Below are 20,502 nucleotides of genomic sequence, written 5' to 3' on the forward strand. Positions count from 1 at the left end.
CGTTTGCGACACCGGGCTTTTCCCGTTACGGGAAATGAAGAAACCTCCGGTTCCAAGGCAAATTTATAGAGACGTTTGCGCAGATTTCGGTACGCTTTTTGATCAGCTTCTTAAAGCGTAGCGCAATGTGCAGAGACTTCTCGCCCGGATGGGCTGCGTATCGTCACCGTGTTGACCGCAGTTCTAAGGAAGTCTTGTCACTGATCAAGCTGGGGAATATGAATGGCTTACTCATACACTGAGAAAAAACGTATCCGCAAGGATTTTGGCAAACTGCCTAAGGTCATGGACGTACCTTTCCTGCTTGCGATACAGCTGGACTCGTATCGCAAATTCACGCAGGCCGACACGCGCCCGGATGAGCGCCTGGATATGGGTCTGCAGGCGGCGTTCAAGTCTGTATTTCCGATCGTCAGCTACTCCGGCAACGCCGCACTGGAGTACGTGAGCTACACCCTCGGCAAGCCGGTATTCGATGTCAAGGAATGTACCCTGCGCGGCGTTACCTACGCGTGCCCGCTGCGTGTGCGCGTGCGCCTGATCATTTACGATAAAGAATCTGCGAATAAGTCCATCAAGGACATCAAAGAGCAGGAAGTGTACATGGGCGAGATTCCGCTCATGACTGAAAACGGTACCTTCGTAATCAACGGTACCGAGCGCGTGATCGTGTCCCAGCTGCACCGTTCCCCGGGTGTGTTCTTCGATCACGACAAGGGCAAGACTCACTCCTCAGGTAAGCTGCTGTACGCCGCACGGGTGATTCCTTACCGTGGTTCCTGGCTCGACTTCGAGTTCGATCCGAAAGATCTGGTCTACGTGCGTATTGACCGTCGCCGCAAACTGCCGGCGACCATCCTGCTGCGCGCCCTGGGCTTCAGCTCCCAGGAAATGCTGGAAATGTTCTTTGAAACCAGCAAGTTCACCCTGAACAACGAAACCGTCAGCCTGAAACTGATCCCGTCGCGTCTGCGCGGTGATGTGGCCTCCTTCGACATCAAGGACGGCAGCGGCAAGGTGATTGTCGAGGAAGGGCGCCGTATTACCCCGCGCCACATTCGCCAGCTGGAAAAAGCCGGGGTGGAAACCCTGGAAGCGCCGGTGTCTTACGCCAATGGCCGCGTACTGGCCCACGACATCATCGACGAGTCCACCGGTGAAGTGGCCATCGAATGTAATACCGAAATTACCGATGAAGTCATCAACAAGCTGCGCGTCCTGAACATCAAGCAGTTCGAGACCCTGTACACCAACGATCTCGACTGCGGTCCGTTCGTGTCCGACACCTTGCGCGCCGATCCTTCCCGCACCCAGCTGGAAGCGCTGGTAGAAATCTACCGCATGATGCGCCCGGGCGAGCCGCCCACCAAGGAGTCCGCGGAGTCCCTGTTCGAGAACCTGTTCTTCTCCGACGAGCGCTACGATCTGTCCGCGGTTGGTCGCATGAAGTTCAACCGTCGCCTGGGTCGCGAAGACGAAACCGGTCAGGGCACCCTGAGCAAAGAGGACATTGTTGACGTTCTGAAGACCCTGATCGAGATCCGCAACGGTCGCGGCATGGTGGACGACATCGACCACCTGGGTAACCGTCGTGTGCGTTCCGTGGGCGAAATGGCGGAAAACCAGTTCCGCGTCGGCCTGGTACGCGTAGAGCGCGCGGTGAAAGAGCGTTTGTCCATGGCGGAGTCCGAAGGCCTGATGCCGCAGGACCTGATCAACGCCAAGCCGGTAGCGGCCGCGGTGAAGGAATTCTTTGGTTCCTCCCAGCTGTCCCAGTTTATGGACCAGAACAACCCGCTGTCCGAGGTGACCCACAAGCGCCGTGTATCTGCACTGGGCCCGGGTGGTCTGACCCGCGAGCGCGCGGGCTTCGAGGTGCGCGACGTGCACCCGACCCACTACGGCCGCGTGTGTCCGATTGAAACGCCGGAAGGTCCGAACATCGGTCTGATCAACTCTTTGGCCACCTTTGCCCGCGCCAACCACTACGGCTTCCTTGAGAGCCCGTACCGCAAGGTGGTGGACGGCCAGGTGACCGACCAGATCGAATACCTGTCCGCGATCAACGAAGCGAACTACGTGATTGCACAGGCGTCCGCTGCAATGGACGAGAACGGTCGCTTTACCGATGACCTGGTCAGTGTGCGTCACCAGAACGAATTTACTCTGAAGACCCCGGACGAAATCCAGTACATGGACGTGTCTGCTCGTCAGGTAGTGTCTGTGGCCGCGGCGATGATTCCGTTCCTCGAGCACGATGACGCCAACCGCGCACTCATGGGTTCCAACATGCAGCGTCAGGCGGTTCCAACCCTGCGCGCTGAGAAGCCGCTGGTGGGCACCGGTATGGAGCGCACCGTAGCGCGCGACTCCGGCGTTTGCGTGGTAGCCAAGCGCGGCGGCGTGATCGAGCGTGTGGACGCGAGCCGTGTAGTTGTGCGTGTGCACGACAGCGAGGTAGAAACCGGCGACGCGGGTGTGGACCTGTACAACCTGACCAAGTACACCCGTTCCAACCAGAACACCTGTATCAACCAGCGCCCGATCGTGAAGACCGGCGATGTGGTTGAGCGTGGCGATATCCTGGCCGACGGCCCGTCCGTTGACCTGGGTGAGCTGGCGCTGGGCCAGAACATGCGCATCGCGTTCATGCCCTGGAACGGCTACAACTTCGAGGACTCCATCCTCGTATCCGAGCGCGTTGTGCAGGATGACCGCTTCACCACCATCCACATCCAGGAGCTGACCTGTATTGCCCGCGACACCAAGCTGGGCAGTGAGGAAATCACCGCGGATATCCCCAACGTGGGCGAATCGGCGCTGAACAAGCTGGACGAGTCCGGCATCGTGTACATCGGTGCGGAAGTGGGCGCTGGCGACATCCTGGTCGGCAAGGTGACCCCGAAAGGCGAAGCCCAGCTGACCCCGGAAGAGAAACTGCTGCGCGCGATCTTCGGTGAGAAGGCGTCCGATGTTAAAGACACCTCCCTGCGTGCGCCCTCCGGCACCCGCGGCACCGTGATCGACGTACAGGTCTTCACCCGCGACGGCCTGCAGAAAGACCAGCGCTCCATCGCCATCGAGAAGGCGCAGCTGGACGAAGTGCGTAAGGACCTGAACGAGGAATACCGCATCGTCGAAGGCGCCACCTTCGAGCGTCTGCAGGCAGCACTGGAAGGCCAGAAGGTTGCCGGCGGCAAGGGCGTGAAGAAAGGCGACGAGCTGACCGCAGAAGTGCTGTCCAGCCTGCCGCGCGAAGACTGGTTCAAGCTGCGCATGGTGGAAGACAGCCTGAACGAGCAGCTGGAAAAAGCCGAAGCCCAGCTGAAAGAACGTCGCAAACTGCTCGACGAGAAGTTTGAAGACAAGAAGAAGAAACTGGAATCCGGCGACGATCTGGCACCGGGCGTGCTGAAAATCGTCAAGGTTTACCTGGCGATCAAGCGTCGCATCCAGCCCGGTGACAAGATGGCCGGTCGTCACGGTAACAAGGGTGTTATCTCCGTGATCAAACCGGTGGAAGACATGCCCTACGACGAAAACGGCGTGCCGGTAGACGTAGTGCTGAACCCGCTGGGTGTTCCGTCCCGTATGAACGTGGGTCAGGTACTGGAGATGCACCTGGGTATGGCGGCGAAGGGCCTCGGTGCCAAGATCGACCGCATGATCAAGGAGCAGCAGGAAGTGGCGAAAGTCCGCGGCTTCCTGGAAGAGGTATACAACTCCACTGGCGGTAACAAGGAAGAGCTGGACCAGCTGACCGACCAGGAAATCCTGGCGATGGCTGAGAACCTGCGCGGCGGTGTGCCGATGGCCACGCCGGTGTTCGACGGTGCCGCGGAATCCGAGATCAAGCAGCTGCTGCGTCTGGCGGATATCCCGGATTCCGGTCAGATCACCCTGCACGACGGCCGTACCGGTGATGCCTTCGAGCGTCCGGTCACCGTGGGCTACATGTACATGCTGAAACTGAACCACCTGGTGGACGACAAGATGCACGCGCGTTCTACCGGTTCCTACAGCCTGGTTACCCAGCAGCCGCTGGGTGGTAAGGCCCAGTTCGGTGGTCAGCGTTTCGGTGAGATGGAGGTGTGGGCACTGGAAGCTTACGGTGCCGCCTACACCCTGCAGGAAATGCTCACGGTCAAATCCGATGACGTGGAAGGTCGTACCAAGATGTACAAGAACATCGTGGATGGCGACCACCGCATGGAGCCGGGCATGCCCGAATCCTTCAACGTACTGGTCAAGGAAATCCGCTCGCTGGGTATGAACTTCGAGCTGGAAAACGAATAAGTCCTGAAGCAAAAGTTGTAGGAGCCTGCTTGCAGGCGAACAGAAAAGTGCCGGTAGCGTTTGTTCAACGCTGCCGGCCTTCCCGGCCCAGGCTGCAGCGGCCGGGATGACCACCCCCCAGTGGAGGAAAGGCCTTGAAAGATTTGTTAAACCTGGTGAAAGCCCAGGATCAGCTGGAAGAATTTGACGCGATCCGTATCGGTCTGGCATCCCCGGACATGATCCGCTCCTGGTCCTACGGCGAAGTGAAAAAGCCGGAGACCATCAACTACCGTACCTTCAAGCCGGAACGCGAAGGCCTGTTCTGCGCCAAGATCTTTGGCCCGGTCAAGGACTACGAGTGCCTGTGCGGTAAGTACAAGCGCATGAAGCACCGCGGCATCATCTGCGAAAAGTGCGGCGTGGAAGTGACCAAGGCCAAGGTGCGCCGCGAGCGCATGGGCCACATCGAACTGGCATCGCCGGTTGCGCACATCTGGTTTTTGAAATCGTTGCCGTCCCGTATCGGTCTGCTGCTGGACATGACCCTGCGCGACATCGAGCGCGTGCTCTACTTCGAATCCTACGTAGTGACCGATCCGGGTATGACTACCCTGGAGCGCGGTCAGCTGCTGAACGACGAGCAGTACTTCGAGGCGATGGAAGAGTTCGCCGACGAGTTCGAAGCCAAAATGGGTGCGGAAGCCATCCAGGAACTGATGAACGATATCGACCTGCCGTCTGAAATTCAGCGTCTGCGGGAAGAGATTCCGTCCACCAATTCCGAGACCAAGATCAAGAAACTGTCCAAGCGCCTGAAGCTGCTGGAAGCCTTCTACAAGTCCGGCAACAAGCCGGAGTGGATGGTTATGCAGGCGCTGCCGGTGCTGCCGCCGGACCTGCGTCCGCTGGTACCCCTGGACGGCGGTCGTTTTGCGACCTCCGACCTGAACGATCTGTACCGCCGCGTGATCAACCGCAACAACCGTCTGAAGCGCCTGCTCGAGCTGAACGCGCCGGATATCATCGTGCGCAACGAAAAGCGCATGCTGCAGGAGGCGGTAGACGCCCTGTTGGATAACGGTCGTCGCGGTCGCGCCATCACCGGTTCCAACAAGCGCCCGCTGAAATCCCTGGCCGACATGATCAAGGGTAAACAGGGTCGTTTCCGTCAGAACCTGCTGGGCAAGCGCGTTGACTACTCCGGTCGTTCCGTGATCGTGGTAGGTCCGACCCTGCGTCTGCACCAGTGCGGTCTGCCGAAGAAAATGGCCCTTGAGCTGTTCAAGCCGTTCATTTTCGGCAAACTGGAAGCCCGCGGCCTCGCCACCACCATCAAGGCGGCGAAGAAAATGGTCGAGCGCGAAGAAGCGGTGGTGTGGGATATCCTCGACGAGGTGATCCGCGAGCACCCGGTACTGCTGAACCGCGCCCCGACCCTGCACCGTCTGGGTATCCAGGCGTTCGAGCCGGTACTGATTGAAGGTAAAGCGATCCAGCTGCACCCGCTGGTGTGTGCGGCGTACAACGCCGACTTCGACGGTGACCAGATGGCGGTACACGTACCGCTGACCATCGAGGCGCAGCTGGAATCCCGCGCGCTGATGATGTCCACCAACAACATCCTGTCGCCCGCCAACGGCGAGCCGATCATCGTGCCTTCCCAGGACGTGGTACTGGGTCTGTACTGGATGACCCGCGAGCGCGTGAACGATAAAGGTGAAGGCATGTTCTTCACCGATATCAAGGAAGTGAGCCGCGCCTTCTACGCCAAGCAGGTTGGCCTGCAGGCGAAGGTGAAAGTGCGTATCGACGAAGTGGAAATCGGCGAAGACGGCGAGAAGCGCAAGACCCGCACCGTGTACGACACCACTGTCGGCCGCGCGCTGCTGTGGAACATTGTGCCGGACGGTATGCCCTTCGACATGGTCAACCAGCCCATGAAGAAGAAGGCGATTTCCCGCGTTCTGAACGAGTGTTACCGCAAGGTGGGCCTGAAGGCGACCGTTATCTTTGCTGACCAGCTGATGTACACCGGTTTCGACTTCTCCACCAAGTCCGGTTCCTCCATCGGTGTGAACGACTTCGAGATCCCGGCGGCCAAGGCCGACCTGATCGCTTCCGCGGAAGAGGAAGTGAAAGAGATCGAGAGCCAGTTCGCCTCCGGTCTGGTAACCGCGGGCGAGAAATACAACAAGGTTATCGACGTGTGGTCCCGTACCAACGACAAGGTTACCCAGGCAATGATGGCCGGCATCCGCAAGGAAAAGGTCATCAACAAGGCCGGTGAGGAAACCGAACAGGACTCCTTCAACTCCGTGTACATGTACGCCGACTCCGGCGCGCGGGGTTCCGAGGCGCAGATCCGTCAGCTCGCCGGTATGCGCGGCCTGATGGCGCGTCCGGACGGCTCCATTATCGAAAACGCCATTACTGCGAACTTCCGTGAAGGTCTGAGCGTACTGCAGTACTTCATCTCCACTCACGGTGCGCGTAAAGGTCTGGCGGATACCGCACTGAAAACCGCGAACTCCGGTTACCTGACCCGCCGTCTGGTGGACGTGGCCCAGGACGTGGTGATCACCGAGATCGACTGTGGCACCGACGAAGGTCTGACCATGGCGCCGGTGATCGAAGGCGGTGACGTGATCGAATCTCTGGGTGACCGTATTCTCGGCCGTGTCGTGGCCCGCGACGTGCCCAAGCCCGGCAGCGACGAGATCGCGGTACCGGCCGGCACCATGATCGACGAAGCGTGGGTAGAGCGCATCGAAGGTATGGGTATCGACGAGGTGATCGTGCGTTCCGCGATCACCTGTGAAACCGGCCACGGTATCTGCGCCCAGTGTTACGGTCGCGACCTGGCCCGCGGCCACCGCGCCAACCCGGGTGAAGCCGTGGGTGTTGTCGCGGCGCAGTCCATCGGTGAGCCGGGTACCCAGCTGACCATGCGGACCTTCCACATCGGTGGTGCGGCTAGCCGTGCTTCCGCGGCGGACAGCATTCAGGTGAAGCTGGGCGGTACCGTACGTCTGCACAATGTGAAGACGGTCAAGGCGGCAAACGGCAATCTGGTGGCTGTTTCCCGCTCCGGTGAGCTGGCGCTTGCCGACAGCGCCGGTCGCGAGCGCGAGCGCTACAAGCTGCCCTACGGTGCACAGATCAGCGTTGACGAAGGTGCCGAGGTTGAAGGCGGCAAGATCGTCGCCAAATGGGACCCGCACACCCACCCGATCATTACCGAGGTGGCGGGTTGGGTGAAACTGTCCGGTATGGAAGATGGCCTGTCCATCCGCAAGCAGACCGACGAAATCACCGGCCTGTCCTCCATCGAGGTGATCGATCCGGCGGAACGTCCTGCTGCGGGTAAAGACCTGCGCCCGGCGGTAACCCTGGTGGATGAGAACGGTGAAGAACTGACCCTGGCGAGTTCCAGTGCCCCGGCGCACTACGCGCTGCCGCCGCGCGCGATCCTGAGCCTGAAAGAGGGCGACAAGGTGAACGTGGGTGACGTTATCGCCCGTATTCCGCAGGAATCCGGCGGTACCAAGGACATCACCGGTGGTCTGCCGCGCGTTGCCGACCTGTTCGAAGCACGTAAGCCGAAAGAGCCGTCCATCCTGGCGGAGATCTCCGGTACCGTGTCCTTTGGTAAAGAGACCAAGGGCAAGGTGCGTCTGCAGATCACCCCGAAAGACGGCAAGCCGCTGGCCAACGGCAAGGACTCCTACGAGGTCCTGATTCCGAAGCACCGCCAGCTGACCGTGTTCGAGGGTGAAACCGTGGAGAAGGGGGAGGTCATTTCCGACGGCCCGTCCAACCCGCACGACATCCTGCGCCTCAAAGGCGTTGAGGAACTGGCGCGCTACATCACCAATGAGATCCAGGAGGTTTACCGCCTCCAGGGTGTGAAGATCAACGACAAGCACATCGAAACCATCGTGCGTCAGATGCTGCGCAAAGTTGAAATTCTGGAGATGGGCGATTCCGAGTTCATCAAGGGTGAGCAGGTCGAGTACCAGGCGGTCATCGAAGAAAACGAGCGCCTGCGTGCCGAAGGCAAGCAGCCGGCTCAGTACGAGCGCCTGCTGCTGGGTATCACCAAGGCGTCTCTGGCGACCGAGTCCTTCCTGTCCGCGGCCTCCTTCCAGGAGACCACCCGCGTACTGACCGAAGCAGCGGTGACCGGCAAGGAAGACAGCCTGCGCGGCCTGAAGGAGAACGTGGTTGTGGGTCGTCTGATCCCGGCCGGTACCGGTCTCGCCTACCACGCCGAGCGCAAGCGCAAGCGCACCCAGCAGGTGAGCTTCGGTTATGCCGAAGGCCCGTCTGCGGAAGAGGTGGAAGCGGCGCTGACCGAAGCCCTGAAATCATCCGGGGAGTAAGTCGGCCGCATGTCGCCGACCGGGCGGTTCCGCCCGGTCGGTACCGAATCGCAGTCACCGTGGCAGTGAGTGTTTATTGTCCATGGTGATTGACTAGGGGTGTCGCAGTTTATAGAATGCGGCCCCCGCTAATGGGGTGGAACCGTCCGCTGTCTTCGGATAGCCCGGGTGGTTACGCACTGACGATAGGCCCTCACTGCAGTTGATGGTGGGGGCGTTTTATTTTTGGAGTGATTTTTAATGGCAACGATCAACCAGTTGGTTCGTAAGCCGAGAAAACGCAAAGTTGAAAAAAGCGATGTGCCTGCATTGCAAGCTAACCCGCAGCGTCGCGGAGTCTGCACTCGTGTGTATACCACTACACCGAAGAAGCCGAACTCTGCACTGCGTAAAGTTTGCCGTGTGCGCCTGACCAACGGTTTCGAAGTAACTTCGTACATCGGCGGTGAAGGCCACAACCTGCAGGAGCACAGCGTGGTGCTGATTCGCGGCGGTCGTGTAAAAGACCTGCCGGGTGTGCGCTACCACACTGTACGCGGCGCACTTGACTGTGCCGGCGTAAACAATCGCAAACAGGCCCGTTCCAAGTACGGTGTCAAGCGTCCTAAGGGTTAATTCCCTAGGTCACAATTTGCGTTTCGGTTTAACGAATAACCGGAGTAAGGCTGAGCTCGCCGAGTTGTAACTGTTTACGGCGGCGTCTCGGAGTAACCCTGAAGAGAGGCAATCCCATGCCAAGAAGACGTGTAGTCGCCAAGCGCGAAGTGCTGCCCGATCCCAAGTTCGGGAATGTGACTCTGGCCAAGTTCATGAACCATGTCATGATCAGCGGCAAGAAGTCCGTGGCGGAAAGCATCGTATACGGTGCACTGGATCTGGTTTCAGAAAAACTGAACAAGGATCCGATTGAGATTTTCGAAGAGTCCCTGGAAAACATCGCCCCGATGGTGGAAGTAAAGTCCCGTCGTGTTGGTGGTGCTACCTACCAGGTGCCGGTAGAAGTGCGTCCTGCGCGTCGTACCGCTCTGGCAATGCGTTGGTTGGTGGATTTCTCCCGCAAGCGCGGTGAAAAGTCCATGGCGCAGCGACTGGCCAATGAAATGATCGACGCTTCCCAGAACAAGGGTGGCGCGGTCAAGAAGCGTGAAGACGTGCACCGTATGGCGGAAGCCAACAAGGCGTTCTCTCACTATCGCTTCTAAGATAGTGACGCTTCCAAGTCTGATGATTACTACCATCGGAAATTAATACCGAAAGGCAGCAAGGAAGGTTCCGCGCTGCCTTTTGCCGTTATATCGAGGATACAACTGTGGCACGTAAAACGCCTATCGCACGCTATCGCAATATCGGTATCTGCGCCCACGTAGACGCCGGTAAAACCACCACCACCGAGCGCGTCCTGTTCTACACCGGTCTGTCCCACAAAATTGGTGAGGTGCACGAGGGTGCGGCCACCATGGACTGGATGGCACAGGAGCAAGAGCGTGGTATTACCATCACCTCCGCGGCGACCACCTGTTTCTGGGCTGGAATGCGTCAGCAGTTCGACCAGCACCGCATCAACATCATCGACACCCCCGGACACGTTGACTTCACCATTGAAGTAGAGCGCTCCCTGCGTGTACTGGACGGCGCGGTTGTTGTGCTGTGTGGTTCCTCCGGTGTGCAGCCGCAGACCGAAACCGTATGGCGTCAGGCCAACAAATACGAAGTACCGCGCATGGTCTTCGTTAACAAGATGGACCGCACTGGTGCCAACTACCTGAACGTCGTTAAGCAGCTGAAAACTCGTCTGAACGCGAACGCAGTTCCGCTGCAGATGACCATTGGCTCTGAAGACGAGTTCAAGGGTGTTGTTGACCTGGTCAAGATGAAAGCCATCATCTGGAACGAAGAAGACCAGGGCATGACCTTCAGCTATGAAGATATCCCCGCTGATATGGCCGATCAGTGCGCCGAAATGCGCGAATTCCTGATGGAAGCTGCGGCTGAAGCCAGCGAAGAGCTGATGGAGAAATACCTCGAAGAAGGCGAGCTGTCCGAAGAGGAAATCAAGGCGGCAATCCGTCAGCGCACTCTGGCCAACGAAATCGTACCGGTTCTGGGCGGTTCTGCATTCAAGAACAAGGGTGTGCAGGCGGTACTGGACGCGGTTATTGAATACCTGCCGGCGCCGACCGAAGTTAAGGCGATCGAAGGTACTCTGGATGACGGTGAAACCATCGCTACCCGTGAGGCTGACGACAACGCGCCGTTTGCTGCGCTGGCATTCAAAATTGCCACCGACCCCTTCGTTGGTACTCTGACTTTCTTCCGTGTTTACTCCGGTAAACTGGAGAGCGGCACTGGTGTGTTCAACTCCGTGAAGAGCAAGCGCGAGCGTATCGGCCGTATGGTGCAGATGCACGCGAACAACCGTCAGGAAATCAAAGAAGTACTGGCTGGTGACATCGCCGCGGCGATCGGTCTGAAAGACACCACCACTGGTGACACCCTGTGTGATGAGGCCAACAAGATTGTTCTCGAGCGCATGGAGTTCCCGGAGCCGGTAATCTCCGTAGCGGTTGAGCCGAAGTCCAAGCCGGATCAGGAAAAAATGGGTATCGCTCTGGGCAAGCTGGCTCAGGAAGACCCGTCTTTCCGTGTGAAGACCGATGAAGAAACTGGTCAGACCATCATCTCCGGTATGGGTGAGCTGCACCTGGACATCATCGTCGACCGTATGCGTCGTGAATTCAACGTGGAAGCCAACATCGGTAAGCCGCAGGTTGCCTACCGCGAGCGCATCACCAACAAGTGTGAGATCGAAGGCAAGTTCGTGCGTCAGTCCGGTGGTCGCGGTCAGTACGGTCACGTATGGATTCGCTTCGAGCCGAACCTGGACGAGGATGCGGAAGACGGTCTGGTATTCGTGAACGAGATCGTGGGTGGTGTGGTTCCGAAGGAATACGTACCGGCGATCCAGAAGGGTATCTCCGAGCAGATGCAGAACGGCGTACTGGCGGGTTATCCGCTGCTGGGTCTGAAGGCTACTGTGTACGACGGTTCCTACCACGATGTGGACTCCAACGAGATGGCGTTCAAGATCGCTGCGTCCATGGCGACCAAGCAGCTGGCCCAGAAGGGTGGCGCTGTACTGCTTGAGCCGATCATGAAGGTGGAAGTGGTAACTCCGGAAGAGAACATGGGTGACGTGGTCGGTGACCTGAACCGTCGTCGTGGTCTGATCCAGGGTATGGATGAGAACTCCTCTGGCAAGGTGATCAACGCAGAAGTGCCGCTGGCTGAAATGTTCGGCTACGCTACCGATCTGCGCTCCGCCACCCAGGGCCGTGCTACCTACACCATGGAATTCCAGAAGTACGCGGAAGCACCGAAGAACGTTGCTGACGAAATCATCGCCAAGAACAAGGCCTGATAGGTTCGCAACCCTATGACGGGGAGTCCTGCGGGGCTCCCTTGCTAGAATTTTTTTCAGACAAGCTTTGATCTAGAGGACATCTGAGATGGCAAAAGAAAAGTTTGAACGTTCCAAGCCCCACGTAAACGTGGGCACCATCGGTCACGTTGACCACGGTAAAACCACCCTGACTGCTGCGCTGACCCGCGTATGTTCCGAAGTGTGGGGCGGCGCTGCCGTTGCCTTCGACGGTATCGATAACGCACCGGAAGAGCGCGAGCGCGGTATCACCATCTCCACTTCCCACGTGGAATACGAGTCCCCGACTCGTCACTACGCGCACGTTGACTGCCCGGGACACGCCGACTACGTGAAGAACATGATCACCGGCGCGGCGCAGATGGACGGCGCGATCCTGGTATGTTCCGCTGCTGACGGCCCCATGCCGCAGACCCGCGAGCACATCCTGCTGTCCCGTCAGGTAGGTGTACCGTACATCGTGGTATTCCTGAACAAAGCCGACATGGTCGACGACGAAGAGCTGCTGGAACTGGTAGAGATGGAAGTTCGCGAACTTCTGGACCAGTACGAGTTCCCGGGCGACGACACTCCGATCATCGTTGGTTCCGCGCTGATGGCGCTGAACGGCGAAGACGACAACGAAATGGGTACCACCGCCGTTAAGAAACTGGTGGAAACCCTGGACGCCTACATTCCGGAGCCGGAGCGCGCTATCGACAAGCCGTTCCTGATGCCGATTGAAGACGTATTCTCCATCTCTGGTCGCGGCACCGTAGTAACCGGCCGTGTAGAGCGTGGTATCGTCAAGACTGGTGATGAGATCGCCATCGTTGGTATCCGTGACACCACCACCACCACCTGTACCGGTGTGGAAATGTTCCGCAAGCTGCTGGACGAAGGTCGTGCTGGTGAGAACATCGGCGCCCTGCTGCGCGGCACCAAGCGTGACGAAGTAGAGCGTGGTCAGGTACTGGCCAAGCCGGGTTCCATTACTCCGCACACCAAGTTCGAAGCGGAAGTGTACGTACTGTCCAAAGATGAAGGTGGTCGTCACACCCCGTTCTTCAAGGGCTACCGTCCGCAGTTCTACTTCCGTACCACCGACGTAACTGGTGCGTGTGAGCTGCCGGAAGGCACCGAGATGGTAATGCCGGGTGATAACGTTCAGATGACCGTTACCCTGATTGCCCCGATCGCCATGGAAGAAGGTCTGCGTTTCGCGATTCGCGAAGGTGGCCGTACCGTTGGTGCTGGCGTTGTAGCTAAGATCATTGAGTAATTTCTACCTTTGATCTGAAGCGGAAAAGCCGCGGTGGAAACGCCGCGGCTTTTTTTGTGCCCGTTCAGAACCAGTCGCGGCTCAGGTCGCAGTGTTGGCAGTTGGACATCAGTTGCTGGAAATCCCTGCCGTCGAGCGCAACCAGGGATTCATGGTCACCGGATTCCAGGTAGATGGTGTCGCAGCGGGCAAGGCTGTGGTCTACGAGGGTGGTGATGCCATAGGCTGGGCCCAGTGGGGGCAGTGCGCCGACTTCGCAGTCGCTGAAAATTTTGCCGAACGCCTCTTCATCCACCATTTTCAGGTGGTTGCGGCCGGTTTCATCGTGAACCGCGCTCATGTTCAGGCTGCTGCTGGCGGGAATAATCGCCATTACCATTCCCCGGTCGTCCTCCAGTAGGATGGCTTTGGCGACTGAATCCTCGCGGACGCCGGCCTTGTGTGCGCTTTCCCGGCTGGTGGCGCTGTGGTCATGGGGGATCACCCGGTAATGTATCGAGTGATCATTCAGGTAGTGACTGATGGTGGAGGCTATGGTCATGACTATTGCTCCTCCTGAGGTTGCTGATTTCCCAAGTGTAGGTTCGTTTTGCGCCTCCCCGCAGGGGGTGTGTGGCTTCTTTTGGCCCGGTGTTGACAGATCAAATAATCACCCGTAGACTTCGCGCTCCTTTTCGCCCGCCCTCGGGGCTGTGTAAAAGGACGTTCTTTAAGCTTTATTGATTGGAGTTTGATTCCATGCAGGGTCAACGCATCCGAATTCGCCTGAAGGCGTTCGATCACAAGCTGATCGATACCTCTACTCAGGAGATCGTAGAGACGGCCAAGCGCACCGGCGCTCAAGTACGCGGTCCCATCCCGCTGCCGACTCGCAAAGAGAAGTACACCGTACTGATTTCCCCGCACGTCAACAAAGATGCGCGTGACCAGTACGAAATTCGTACTCACAAGCGTTTGCTGGATATTGTCGAGCCTACCGAGAAAACCGTCGACGCGCTGATGAAGCTCGATCTGGCGGCCGGTGTTGAGGTTCAGATCAGTCTCGGCTAACACTTCAAATTAACTACCGAATCCCAGGCGAAAAAGGTCTGGGTAGTGTAACGCTCTGAAATTGGGCGGCCGCAGTGGGTTAAAGCCCCGTGCACTGAGAGGTTGAAAAGATGACTATAGGTATTGTCGGCCGCAAGAGCGGCATGACTCGCATCTTCACTGAAGATGGCGCGTCTATCCCGGTAACTGTTATCGAGGTAGCTCCGAATCGCGTCACTCAAGTGAAAACTCTGGAAACTGATGGCTACTCCGCGGTTCAGGTAACTGTGGGTTCCCGTAAGGCTTCCCGTGTCTCCAAGCCCCTCGCGGGCCACTTCGCCAAAGCCAACACTGAGGCTGGCTCTGCACTCTTCGAACTGCGCACTGACGCTTCTGAAGAGTCCTTCGAAATCGGTTCTGAAATCACTGTTGCTGGCTTTGAAGCCGGTCAGAAGATCGACGTAACCGGAACTTCCAAAGGTAAAGGTTTCCAAGGCGCTATCAAGCGTTGGAATTTCCGTACCCAGGACGCCACTCACGGTAACTCCCTGTCTCACCGCGCTCCCGGTTCTATCGGTCAGTGTCAGACTCCTGGCCGCGTGTGGAAAGGCAAGAAAATGGCCGGCCACCTGGGTTCCGAGCGCGTAACCGTGCAGAACCTGGAAGTGGTTCGAGTTGACGCCGAACGCAATCTGCTGCTGGTTAAAGGTGCCGTTCCCGGTGCGCCCGGCGGCGACGTAATCGTTCGTCCGGCAGTTAAAGCCTAAGGCTGAGGGTAAATAGATATGGAACTGAATATCGCTACTCCCGAAGGCGCTAAAGGCACTGTTGCAGTTTCTGAAGTGACTTTCGGTCGTGAATTCAATCAGGACCTGGTGCACCAGGCAGTGGTTGCCTACATGGCAGGCGCTCGTCAGGGTACCAAGGCTCAAAAGACTCGCTCCGATGTTTCCGGTGGCGGCAAGAAGCCGTTCCGCCAGAAGGGTACTGGTCGCGCTCGCGCCGGTACTACCCGCAGCCCGCTGTGGCGTTCTGGTGGCGTAACGTTCGCTGCTGTACCGCGTGATCACAGTGTCAAGCTGAACAAGAAAATGTACCGCGCTGCACTGCGCTGCATTCTCTCCGAGCTGGCTCGTCAGGAGCGTCTGGTTGTGGTTGAGTCTTTCGACGTTGACGCGCCGAAGACCAAACAACTGGTAACCAAGCTGGCTCAGTACGATCTGTCCGACGCGTTGATCGTGACCGAAGAGGTAAATGAAAACCTCTACCTGGCCGCGCGCAACCTGCACAAGATCGATGTTCGCGACGTACAGGGTATCGATCCGGTAAGCCTGATTCGCTTTGACAAAGTCGTGGTTACCGTTTCTGCACTCAAGAAAATTGATGAGGTGCTGGGATGATCCAAGAGCGACTCTACAAAGTACTGCTGGGCCCGGTAATTTCCGAGAAGGCTGCTGTGCTGGCGGATTCCGCCAACCAGGTAGTGTTCAAAGTAACCACCGACGCTTCCAAAGCCGATATCAAGGCTGCGGTAGAAAAACTGTTTAACGTTTCCGTTGAGCAGGTTCGTACCGTGAACGTAAAAGGCAAGACCAAGCGCACCCGCTACGGCATGGGCCAGCGCAATGATTGGAAAAAAGCCTACGTTCGTCTGGCCGAAGGCAGCGACATTAACTTCGAAGCTGCTGAGTAAAGGGGAAAGTTGCAATGGCTATTGTAAAAACAAAACCGACCTCAGCCGGCCGTCGTCACCTGGTCAAGATTGTCAACGCCGAGCTGCATAAGGGCGCGCCCTATGCACCGCTGGTCGAGAAGAAGTCCAAGACCGGTGGTCGTAACAACAACGGTCGCATTACCACCCGTCATATCGGTGGTGGTCACAAGCATCACTACCGCATGGTGGACTTCAAGCGCAATAAAGATGGCATTCCCGCCACTGTTGAGCGCCTGGAGTACGATCCGAACCGCAGCGCACACATCGCTCTGGTGTGCTACGCCGACGGCGAGCGTCGTTACATCATTGCGCCGAAAGGTCTGCAGGCCGGTGCAAAAATCCAATCTGGTGACGCTGCGCCGATCGCTGTAGGTAACACCCTGCCGCTGCGCAATATCCCGGTTGGTTCCGTAATTCACGGTATCGAGCTGAAGCCTGGTAAAGGTGCTCAGCTGGCCCGCTCTGCCGGTGCTTCTGTTCAGCTGGTTGCCCGTGATGGTCAGTACGCGACTATTCGTCTGCGTTCTGGTGAGATGCGTAAGGTTCTGACCGAGTGCCGCGCCACCCTGGGTGAAGTGAGCAACTCCGAGCACAGTCTGCGCAAGCTGGGTAAAGCCGGTGCTAAGCGTTGGCGTGGTGTTCGCCCGACCGTTCGCGGCGTGGCGATGAACCCGGTAGATCACCCGCATGGCGGTGGTGAAGGTCGTACCTCCGGTGGTCGTCATCCTGTGACGCCTTGGGGTGTTCCGACCAAGGGTAAGAAAACGCGTAAGAACAAGCGCACCGACAACATGATTGTGCGTCGTCGCGGCAAGTAATTCTCTATAGGAGAATGGCCGAGCGATGTGTGAGCAGCTAAGAGGAATCTAAAGTGCCACGCTCATTAAAGAAAGGTCCCTTTATTGATCTGCATCTGATCAAGAAGGTGGAGGCGGCGATTGAATCCAATGATCGTCGACCGATTAAAACCTGGTCCCGCCGTTCCATGATTATGCCGGAAATGGTGGGCCTGACGATCGCCGTGCACAACGGCCGTCAACACGTACCCGTGCTGGTCAACGAAGAAATGGTTGGCCATAAGCTGGGTGAGTTTGCTGCTACCCGCACTTACCGTGGTCACGCCGCGGATAAGAAAGCGAAGAAGCGCTAAGCCGAGGTTATAGAGATGGAAGTACAAGCAAAATTACGCGGTGCTCGTCTGTCGGCACAAAAAGCGCGTCTGGTAGCAGATCAGATTCGCGGTAAAGGTGTCGAGGAAGCCCTGGATATCCTGGCTTTCAGCCACAAGAAGGGTGCTGCGATCGTCAAGAAGGTTCTGGAATCCGCGATTGCCAACGCCGAGCACAACGAAGGTGCCGACGTTGACGAGCTGAAGGTTTCCACCATCTTCGTGGATGAAGGTATGACTATGAAGCGCATTAAACCGCGTGCCAAGGGTCGTGCCGACCGCATTTTCAAGCGTACTTGTCACATTACTGTGAAAGTAGCCGAGAAATAAGAGAGCAGGCGAGAAAACCATGGGACAAAAAGTACATCCTACCGGCATTCGTCTGGGTATCGTTAAAAAGCATACCTCTGTTTGGTATGCCGGCAGCGACGAGTACGCAGACAAGCTGTACACGGATCTGAAAGTTCGCGAATACATTCGCAAGAAACTGGCCCACGCTTCCGTGAGCCGTATCGAGATCGAACGTCCGGCCAATACCGCACGTGTGACCATTCACACTGCGCGTCCGGGCATCGTAATCGGCAAGAAAGGTGAAGACGTAGAGCGTCTGCGCAACGACCTGACCGCTCAGATGGGTGTTCCGGTGCACATCGACATCGAAGAAGTGCGCAAACCGGATATGGACGCCACTCTGGTAGCCCAGAACGTTGCTCAGCAGCTGGAGCGTCGCGTTATGTTCCGTCGCGCCATGAAGCGCGCCGTACAGAACGCCATGCGCCAGGGCGCAGAGGGTATCAAGATCCAGGTTAGCGGTCGTTTGGGCGGCGCCGAGATCGCGCGTACCGAATGGTACCGTGAGGGTCGTGTACCGCTGCACACTCTGCGTGCCAACATCGACTACGGCACTGCTGAAGCCAGTACTACCTACGGCATCATCGGTGTGAAAGTTTGGATCTTCAAAGGCGAAGTCATCGGTGACGAAATCCCCGAAGAGAAGCCAGCGAAGACTCGCAAGAAAGCTGCTAATTAAGGGGTGCGCAGATGCTACAACCGAAGCGTACAAAATTCCGCAAGGTACAGAAGGGTCGCAACCGCGGTCTTTCCCAGCGCGGCTCCAAAGTGAGCTTTGGCGAGTTTGGCCTTAAGGCCATCGGTCGCGGTCGCATTACTGCGCGCCAGATCGAGGCGGCTCGTCGCGCAATGACTCGTCACGTTAAACGTGGCGGCAAGATCTGGATTCGTGTGTTTCCGGACAAACCCATCACCAACAAGCCTCTTGAAGTGCGGATGGGTAAAGGTAAGGGTGGCGTTGAGTACTGGGTTGCCCAGATTCAACCGGGCAAAGTCCTCTATGAAATGGAGGGTGTTTCCGAAGAACTGGCTCGTGAGGCATTTGATCTCGCTGCAGCCAAGCTGCCTGTAAAGACAACTTTCGTTAAGCGTTCGGTGATGTAATGAAGACTGCAGATCTACGCTCAAAGTCAGTTGAAGAACTGAACCAGGAACTGCTGAGCCAGCTTGAAGCTCAATTCAAGCTGCGTATGCAGAAGTCCACCGGTCAGCTGACTCAGACCCATCTGCTGAAGCAGACTCGTCGCGACATTGCTCGCATTAAGACTGTTTTGACTGAGAAGGCAGGTAACTGATCATGGCTGAAGCAAAACTGAAGCGTACTCTGACCGGTAAGGTCGTGAGTGACAAGATGGATAAGACCATCACCGTTTTGATCGAGCGCCGTGTGAAGCACCCGATCTACGGCAAAATCGTGAGCAAGTCCACCAAGCTCAAGGCACATGACGAAAACAATGAATGCGGCATCGGTGATGTCGTGGTCATTGAAGAATCTCGTCCGCTGTCCAAGAGCAAGTCCTGGGCCTTGCAGCAAATTGTAGAGCGTGCGGCGAAGGTTTAACCCCTAGCGCATTGGCATTGACTGTGAAGGCCTAAAAAGGTCTTCGGAGAGGAACAATGATTCAAGCAGAATCCTACTTAGAAGTAGCCGATAACAGTGGGGCTCGCCGTGTCATGTGCATCAAGGTGCTGGGCGGCTCCCACCGTCGCTACGCTGGCGTTGGCGACATCATTAAAGTGACCGTCAAGGAAGCAATTCCTCGCGGTAAAGTGAAAAAAGGTCAGGTAATGAACGCCGTTGTGGTTCGCACTAGAAAAGGTGTGCGTCGCGCCGACGGTTCCCTGATCAAGTTTGACGATAACGCAGCGGTGCTGCTGAACCAGAACCTTGCTCCGGTCGGCACCCGTATTTTTGGCCCGGTAACTCGCGAGCTGCGCGGTGAGAAGTTCATGAAGATCATCTCACTGGCTCCCGAAGTTATCTAAGCCACGAGCGGAGAAAAGACATGCGCAAGATCAAGCGTGACGACGAAGTGATCGTTATCGCCGGTCGCGATAAAGGCAAGCGTGGCACCGTACGCAAGGTGCTGAACGACGGTCGCCTGATCGTATCCGGTGTGCAGATGATCAAAAAGCACCAGAAGCCGAATCCACAACTGGGTGTTGCGGGTGGCATCGTTGAGAAAGAAGCCGCTATCCAGGCTTCCAACGTGGCCATTTTCAACCCAAGTACCCAGAAAGCTGACCGGGTAGGCTTTAAAGTACTGGAAGACGGTACTAAGATCCGCGTCTTCAAATCCAGCGGCGACGCCGTTGACGCATAAGTCAGGTGGAAAAAATGGCAAGGCTTAAAGAGCTCTATACCAAAGAACTCGCGCCCAAGCTGAAAGAAGAGCTGGGCATCGAGAACGTGATGGCAGTGCCGCGCATCACCAAGATCACCGTCAACATGGGTGTCGGTGAAGCTGTTGGTGACAAGAAGGTACTGGAACACGCAGTCAGTGACATGACTGCGATCACTGGTCAAAAACCCATCATTACCAATGCGCGCAAGTCGATTGCGGGCTTCAAGATCCGTGATGGCTGGCCGATCGGCTGTAAGGTAACTCTGCGCGGCGAGCGCATGTACGAGTTCCTGGAGCGTCTGATCGGTATCGCGATTCCGCGTATTCGCGACTTCCGTGGCGTCAGCCCGAAGCAGTTCGACGGTCGTGGTAATTTCTCGATGGGTGTAACCGAACAAATCATCTTCCCGGAAATTGACTACGACAAAGTAGACAAGATTCGCGGTCTGGATATTTGTATCACTACTACAGCAGCCAACGACGACCAAGGTCGTGCACTGCTGAAAGCATTCAACTTCCCTTTCAAGGGTTAAGA

The 20,502-nt window shown here is 57.2% G+C and carries 21 protein-coding genes; 20 read left to right on the top strand and 1 reads right to left on the bottom strand.

Annotation, left to right across the window (positions count from 1 at the left end; genetic code table 11):
• The first annotated feature begins 222 nt into the window (after positions 1-222).
• The 6 genes from rpoB (at position 223) to tuf (ending at position 13,360) form a co-directional block, all read left to right on the top strand.
• A complete protein-coding gene (gene rpoB, locus GNX18_RS17975; protein ID WP_166219920.1) occupies positions 223-4,296 on the top strand; it encodes a DNA-directed RNA polymerase subunit beta in 4,074 nt (1,357 codons plus the stop codon).
• Between the two features lie 134 nt (positions 4,297-4,430).
• Positions 4,431-8,660, top strand: coding sequence for a DNA-directed RNA polymerase subunit beta' (gene rpoC / locus GNX18_RS17980; RefSeq protein WP_138236943.1), 4,230 nt, complete (start codon positions 4,431-4,433; stop codon positions 8,658-8,660).
• A gap of 240 nt (positions 8,661-8,900) precedes the next feature.
• Positions 8,901-9,275 carry a 30S ribosomal protein S12 gene (gene rpsL, locus GNX18_RS17985; protein WP_105101976.1) on the top strand — a complete coding sequence of 125 codons (375 nt, stop codon included), beginning with the start codon at positions 8,901-8,903 and terminating at the stop codon, positions 9,273-9,275.
• A gap of 116 nt (positions 9,276-9,391) precedes the next feature.
• Positions 9,392-9,862 (top strand): 30S ribosomal protein S7, encoded by a 471-nt coding sequence (gene rpsG / locus GNX18_RS17990; RefSeq protein ID WP_010130334.1) that lies wholly within the window; start codon positions 9,392-9,394, stop codon positions 9,860-9,862.
• Positions 9,863-9,969: 107 nt separating this feature from the next.
• Positions 9,970-12,078: an elongation factor G gene (gene fusA, locus GNX18_RS17995; RefSeq protein ID WP_166219922.1), complete on the top strand. Its 2,109-nt coding sequence runs from the start codon at positions 9,970-9,972 to the stop codon at positions 12,076-12,078.
• A gap of 88 nt (positions 12,079-12,166) precedes the next feature.
• Positions 12,167-13,360, top strand: a complete 1,194-nt coding sequence (gene tuf / locus GNX18_RS18000; protein WP_138236941.1) for an elongation factor Tu — start codon at positions 12,167-12,169, stop codon at positions 13,358-13,360.
• Positions 13,361-13,424: 64 nt separating this feature from the next.
• On the opposite strand, the gene GNX18_RS18005 is transcribed toward tuf, so the two are convergent.
• Entirely contained in the window at positions 13,425-13,901 is a 477-nt protein-coding gene (locus GNX18_RS18005; RefSeq protein WP_138236940.1) for an aminoacyl-tRNA deacylase, read from the bottom strand.
• A gap of 197 nt (positions 13,902-14,098) precedes the next feature.
• Between GNX18_RS18005 and rpsJ the strand changes: the two genes are divergently transcribed.
• The 14 genes from rpsJ to rplE all read left to right on the top strand — a co-directional run bounded on the left by rpsJ (position 14,099) and on the right by rplE (position 20,500).
• Positions 14,099-14,410 carry a 30S ribosomal protein S10 gene (gene rpsJ, locus GNX18_RS18010; RefSeq protein ID WP_066967210.1) on the top strand — a complete coding sequence of 104 codons (312 nt, stop codon included), beginning with the start codon at positions 14,099-14,101 and terminating at the stop codon, positions 14,408-14,410.
• Positions 14,411-14,520: 110 nt separating this feature from the next.
• On the top strand, positions 14,521-15,156 hold the full coding sequence (rplC, locus tag GNX18_RS18015) for a 50S ribosomal protein L3 (RefSeq protein WP_138236939.1): 636 nt from the start codon (positions 14,521-14,523) through the stop codon (positions 15,154-15,156).
• Positions 15,157-15,174: 18 nt separating this feature from the next.
• On the top strand, positions 15,175-15,789 hold the full coding sequence (gene rplD / locus GNX18_RS18020) for a 50S ribosomal protein L4 (protein WP_138236938.1): 615 nt from the start codon (positions 15,175-15,177) through the stop codon (positions 15,787-15,789).
• Entirely contained in the window at positions 15,786-16,082 is a 297-nt protein-coding gene (gene rplW / locus GNX18_RS18025) for a 50S ribosomal protein L23 (protein ID WP_138236937.1), read from the top strand. Before rplD ends, rplW begins: the two co-directional genes overlap by 4 nt.
• A 14-nt stretch (positions 16,083-16,096) precedes the next feature.
• The gene (gene rplB / locus GNX18_RS18030; protein ID WP_138236936.1) at positions 16,097-16,921 is read left to right on the top strand and encodes a 50S ribosomal protein L2; all 825 of its coding nucleotides are present in this window, start codon (positions 16,097-16,099) and stop codon (positions 16,919-16,921) included.
• A gap of 53 nt (positions 16,922-16,974) precedes the next feature.
• Positions 16,975-17,253 carry a 30S ribosomal protein S19 gene (rpsS, locus tag GNX18_RS18035; protein ID WP_105101967.1) on the top strand — a complete coding sequence of 93 codons (279 nt, stop codon included), beginning with the start codon at positions 16,975-16,977 and terminating at the stop codon, positions 17,251-17,253.
• Positions 17,254-17,268: 15 nt separating this feature from the next.
• The gene (gene rplV, locus GNX18_RS18040; RefSeq protein WP_105101966.1) at positions 17,269-17,601 is read left to right on the top strand and encodes a 50S ribosomal protein L22; all 333 of its coding nucleotides are present in this window, start codon (positions 17,269-17,271) and stop codon (positions 17,599-17,601) included.
• A 19-nt stretch (positions 17,602-17,620) separates the two neighbouring features.
• Positions 17,621-18,301, top strand: coding sequence for a 30S ribosomal protein S3 (gene rpsC, locus GNX18_RS18045; protein ID WP_105101965.1), 681 nt, complete (start codon positions 17,621-17,623; stop codon positions 18,299-18,301).
• A gap of 11 nt (positions 18,302-18,312) precedes the next feature.
• Positions 18,313-18,726: a 50S ribosomal protein L16 gene (rplP, locus tag GNX18_RS18050; protein ID WP_105101964.1), complete on the top strand. Its 414-nt coding sequence runs from the start codon at positions 18,313-18,315 to the stop codon at positions 18,724-18,726.
• Positions 18,726-18,917, top strand: a complete 192-nt coding sequence (gene rpmC / locus GNX18_RS18055) for a 50S ribosomal protein L29 (RefSeq protein ID WP_043320803.1) — start codon at positions 18,726-18,728, stop codon at positions 18,915-18,917. Before rplP ends, rpmC begins: the two co-directional genes overlap by 1 nt.
• A gap of 2 nt (positions 18,918-18,919) precedes the next feature.
• Positions 18,920-19,183 carry a 30S ribosomal protein S17 gene (gene rpsQ, locus GNX18_RS18060; protein ID WP_138236935.1) on the top strand — a complete coding sequence of 88 codons (264 nt, stop codon included), beginning with the start codon at positions 18,920-18,922 and terminating at the stop codon, positions 19,181-19,183.
• Between the two features lie 56 nt (positions 19,184-19,239).
• Positions 19,240-19,608 carry a 50S ribosomal protein L14 gene (gene rplN / locus GNX18_RS18065; RefSeq protein WP_138236934.1) on the top strand — a complete coding sequence of 123 codons (369 nt, stop codon included), beginning with the start codon at positions 19,240-19,242 and terminating at the stop codon, positions 19,606-19,608.
• Positions 19,609-19,628: 20 nt separating this feature from the next.
• Entirely contained in the window at positions 19,629-19,946 is a 318-nt protein-coding gene (gene rplX / locus GNX18_RS18070) for a 50S ribosomal protein L24 (protein ID WP_105101961.1), read from the top strand.
• 14 nt (positions 19,947-19,960) lie between these two features.
• Positions 19,961-20,500, top strand: coding sequence for a 50S ribosomal protein L5 (rplE, locus tag GNX18_RS18075; RefSeq protein ID WP_138236933.1), 540 nt, complete (start codon positions 19,961-19,963; stop codon positions 20,498-20,500).
• The last annotated feature ends 2 nt before the right edge of the window (positions 20,501-20,502 follow it).

The organism is Microbulbifer sp. SH-1 (assembly GCF_011326135.1).
In the GTDB taxonomy this organism is placed as follows: domain Bacteria; phylum Pseudomonadota; class Gammaproteobacteria; order Pseudomonadales; family Cellvibrionaceae; genus Microbulbifer; species Microbulbifer harenosus.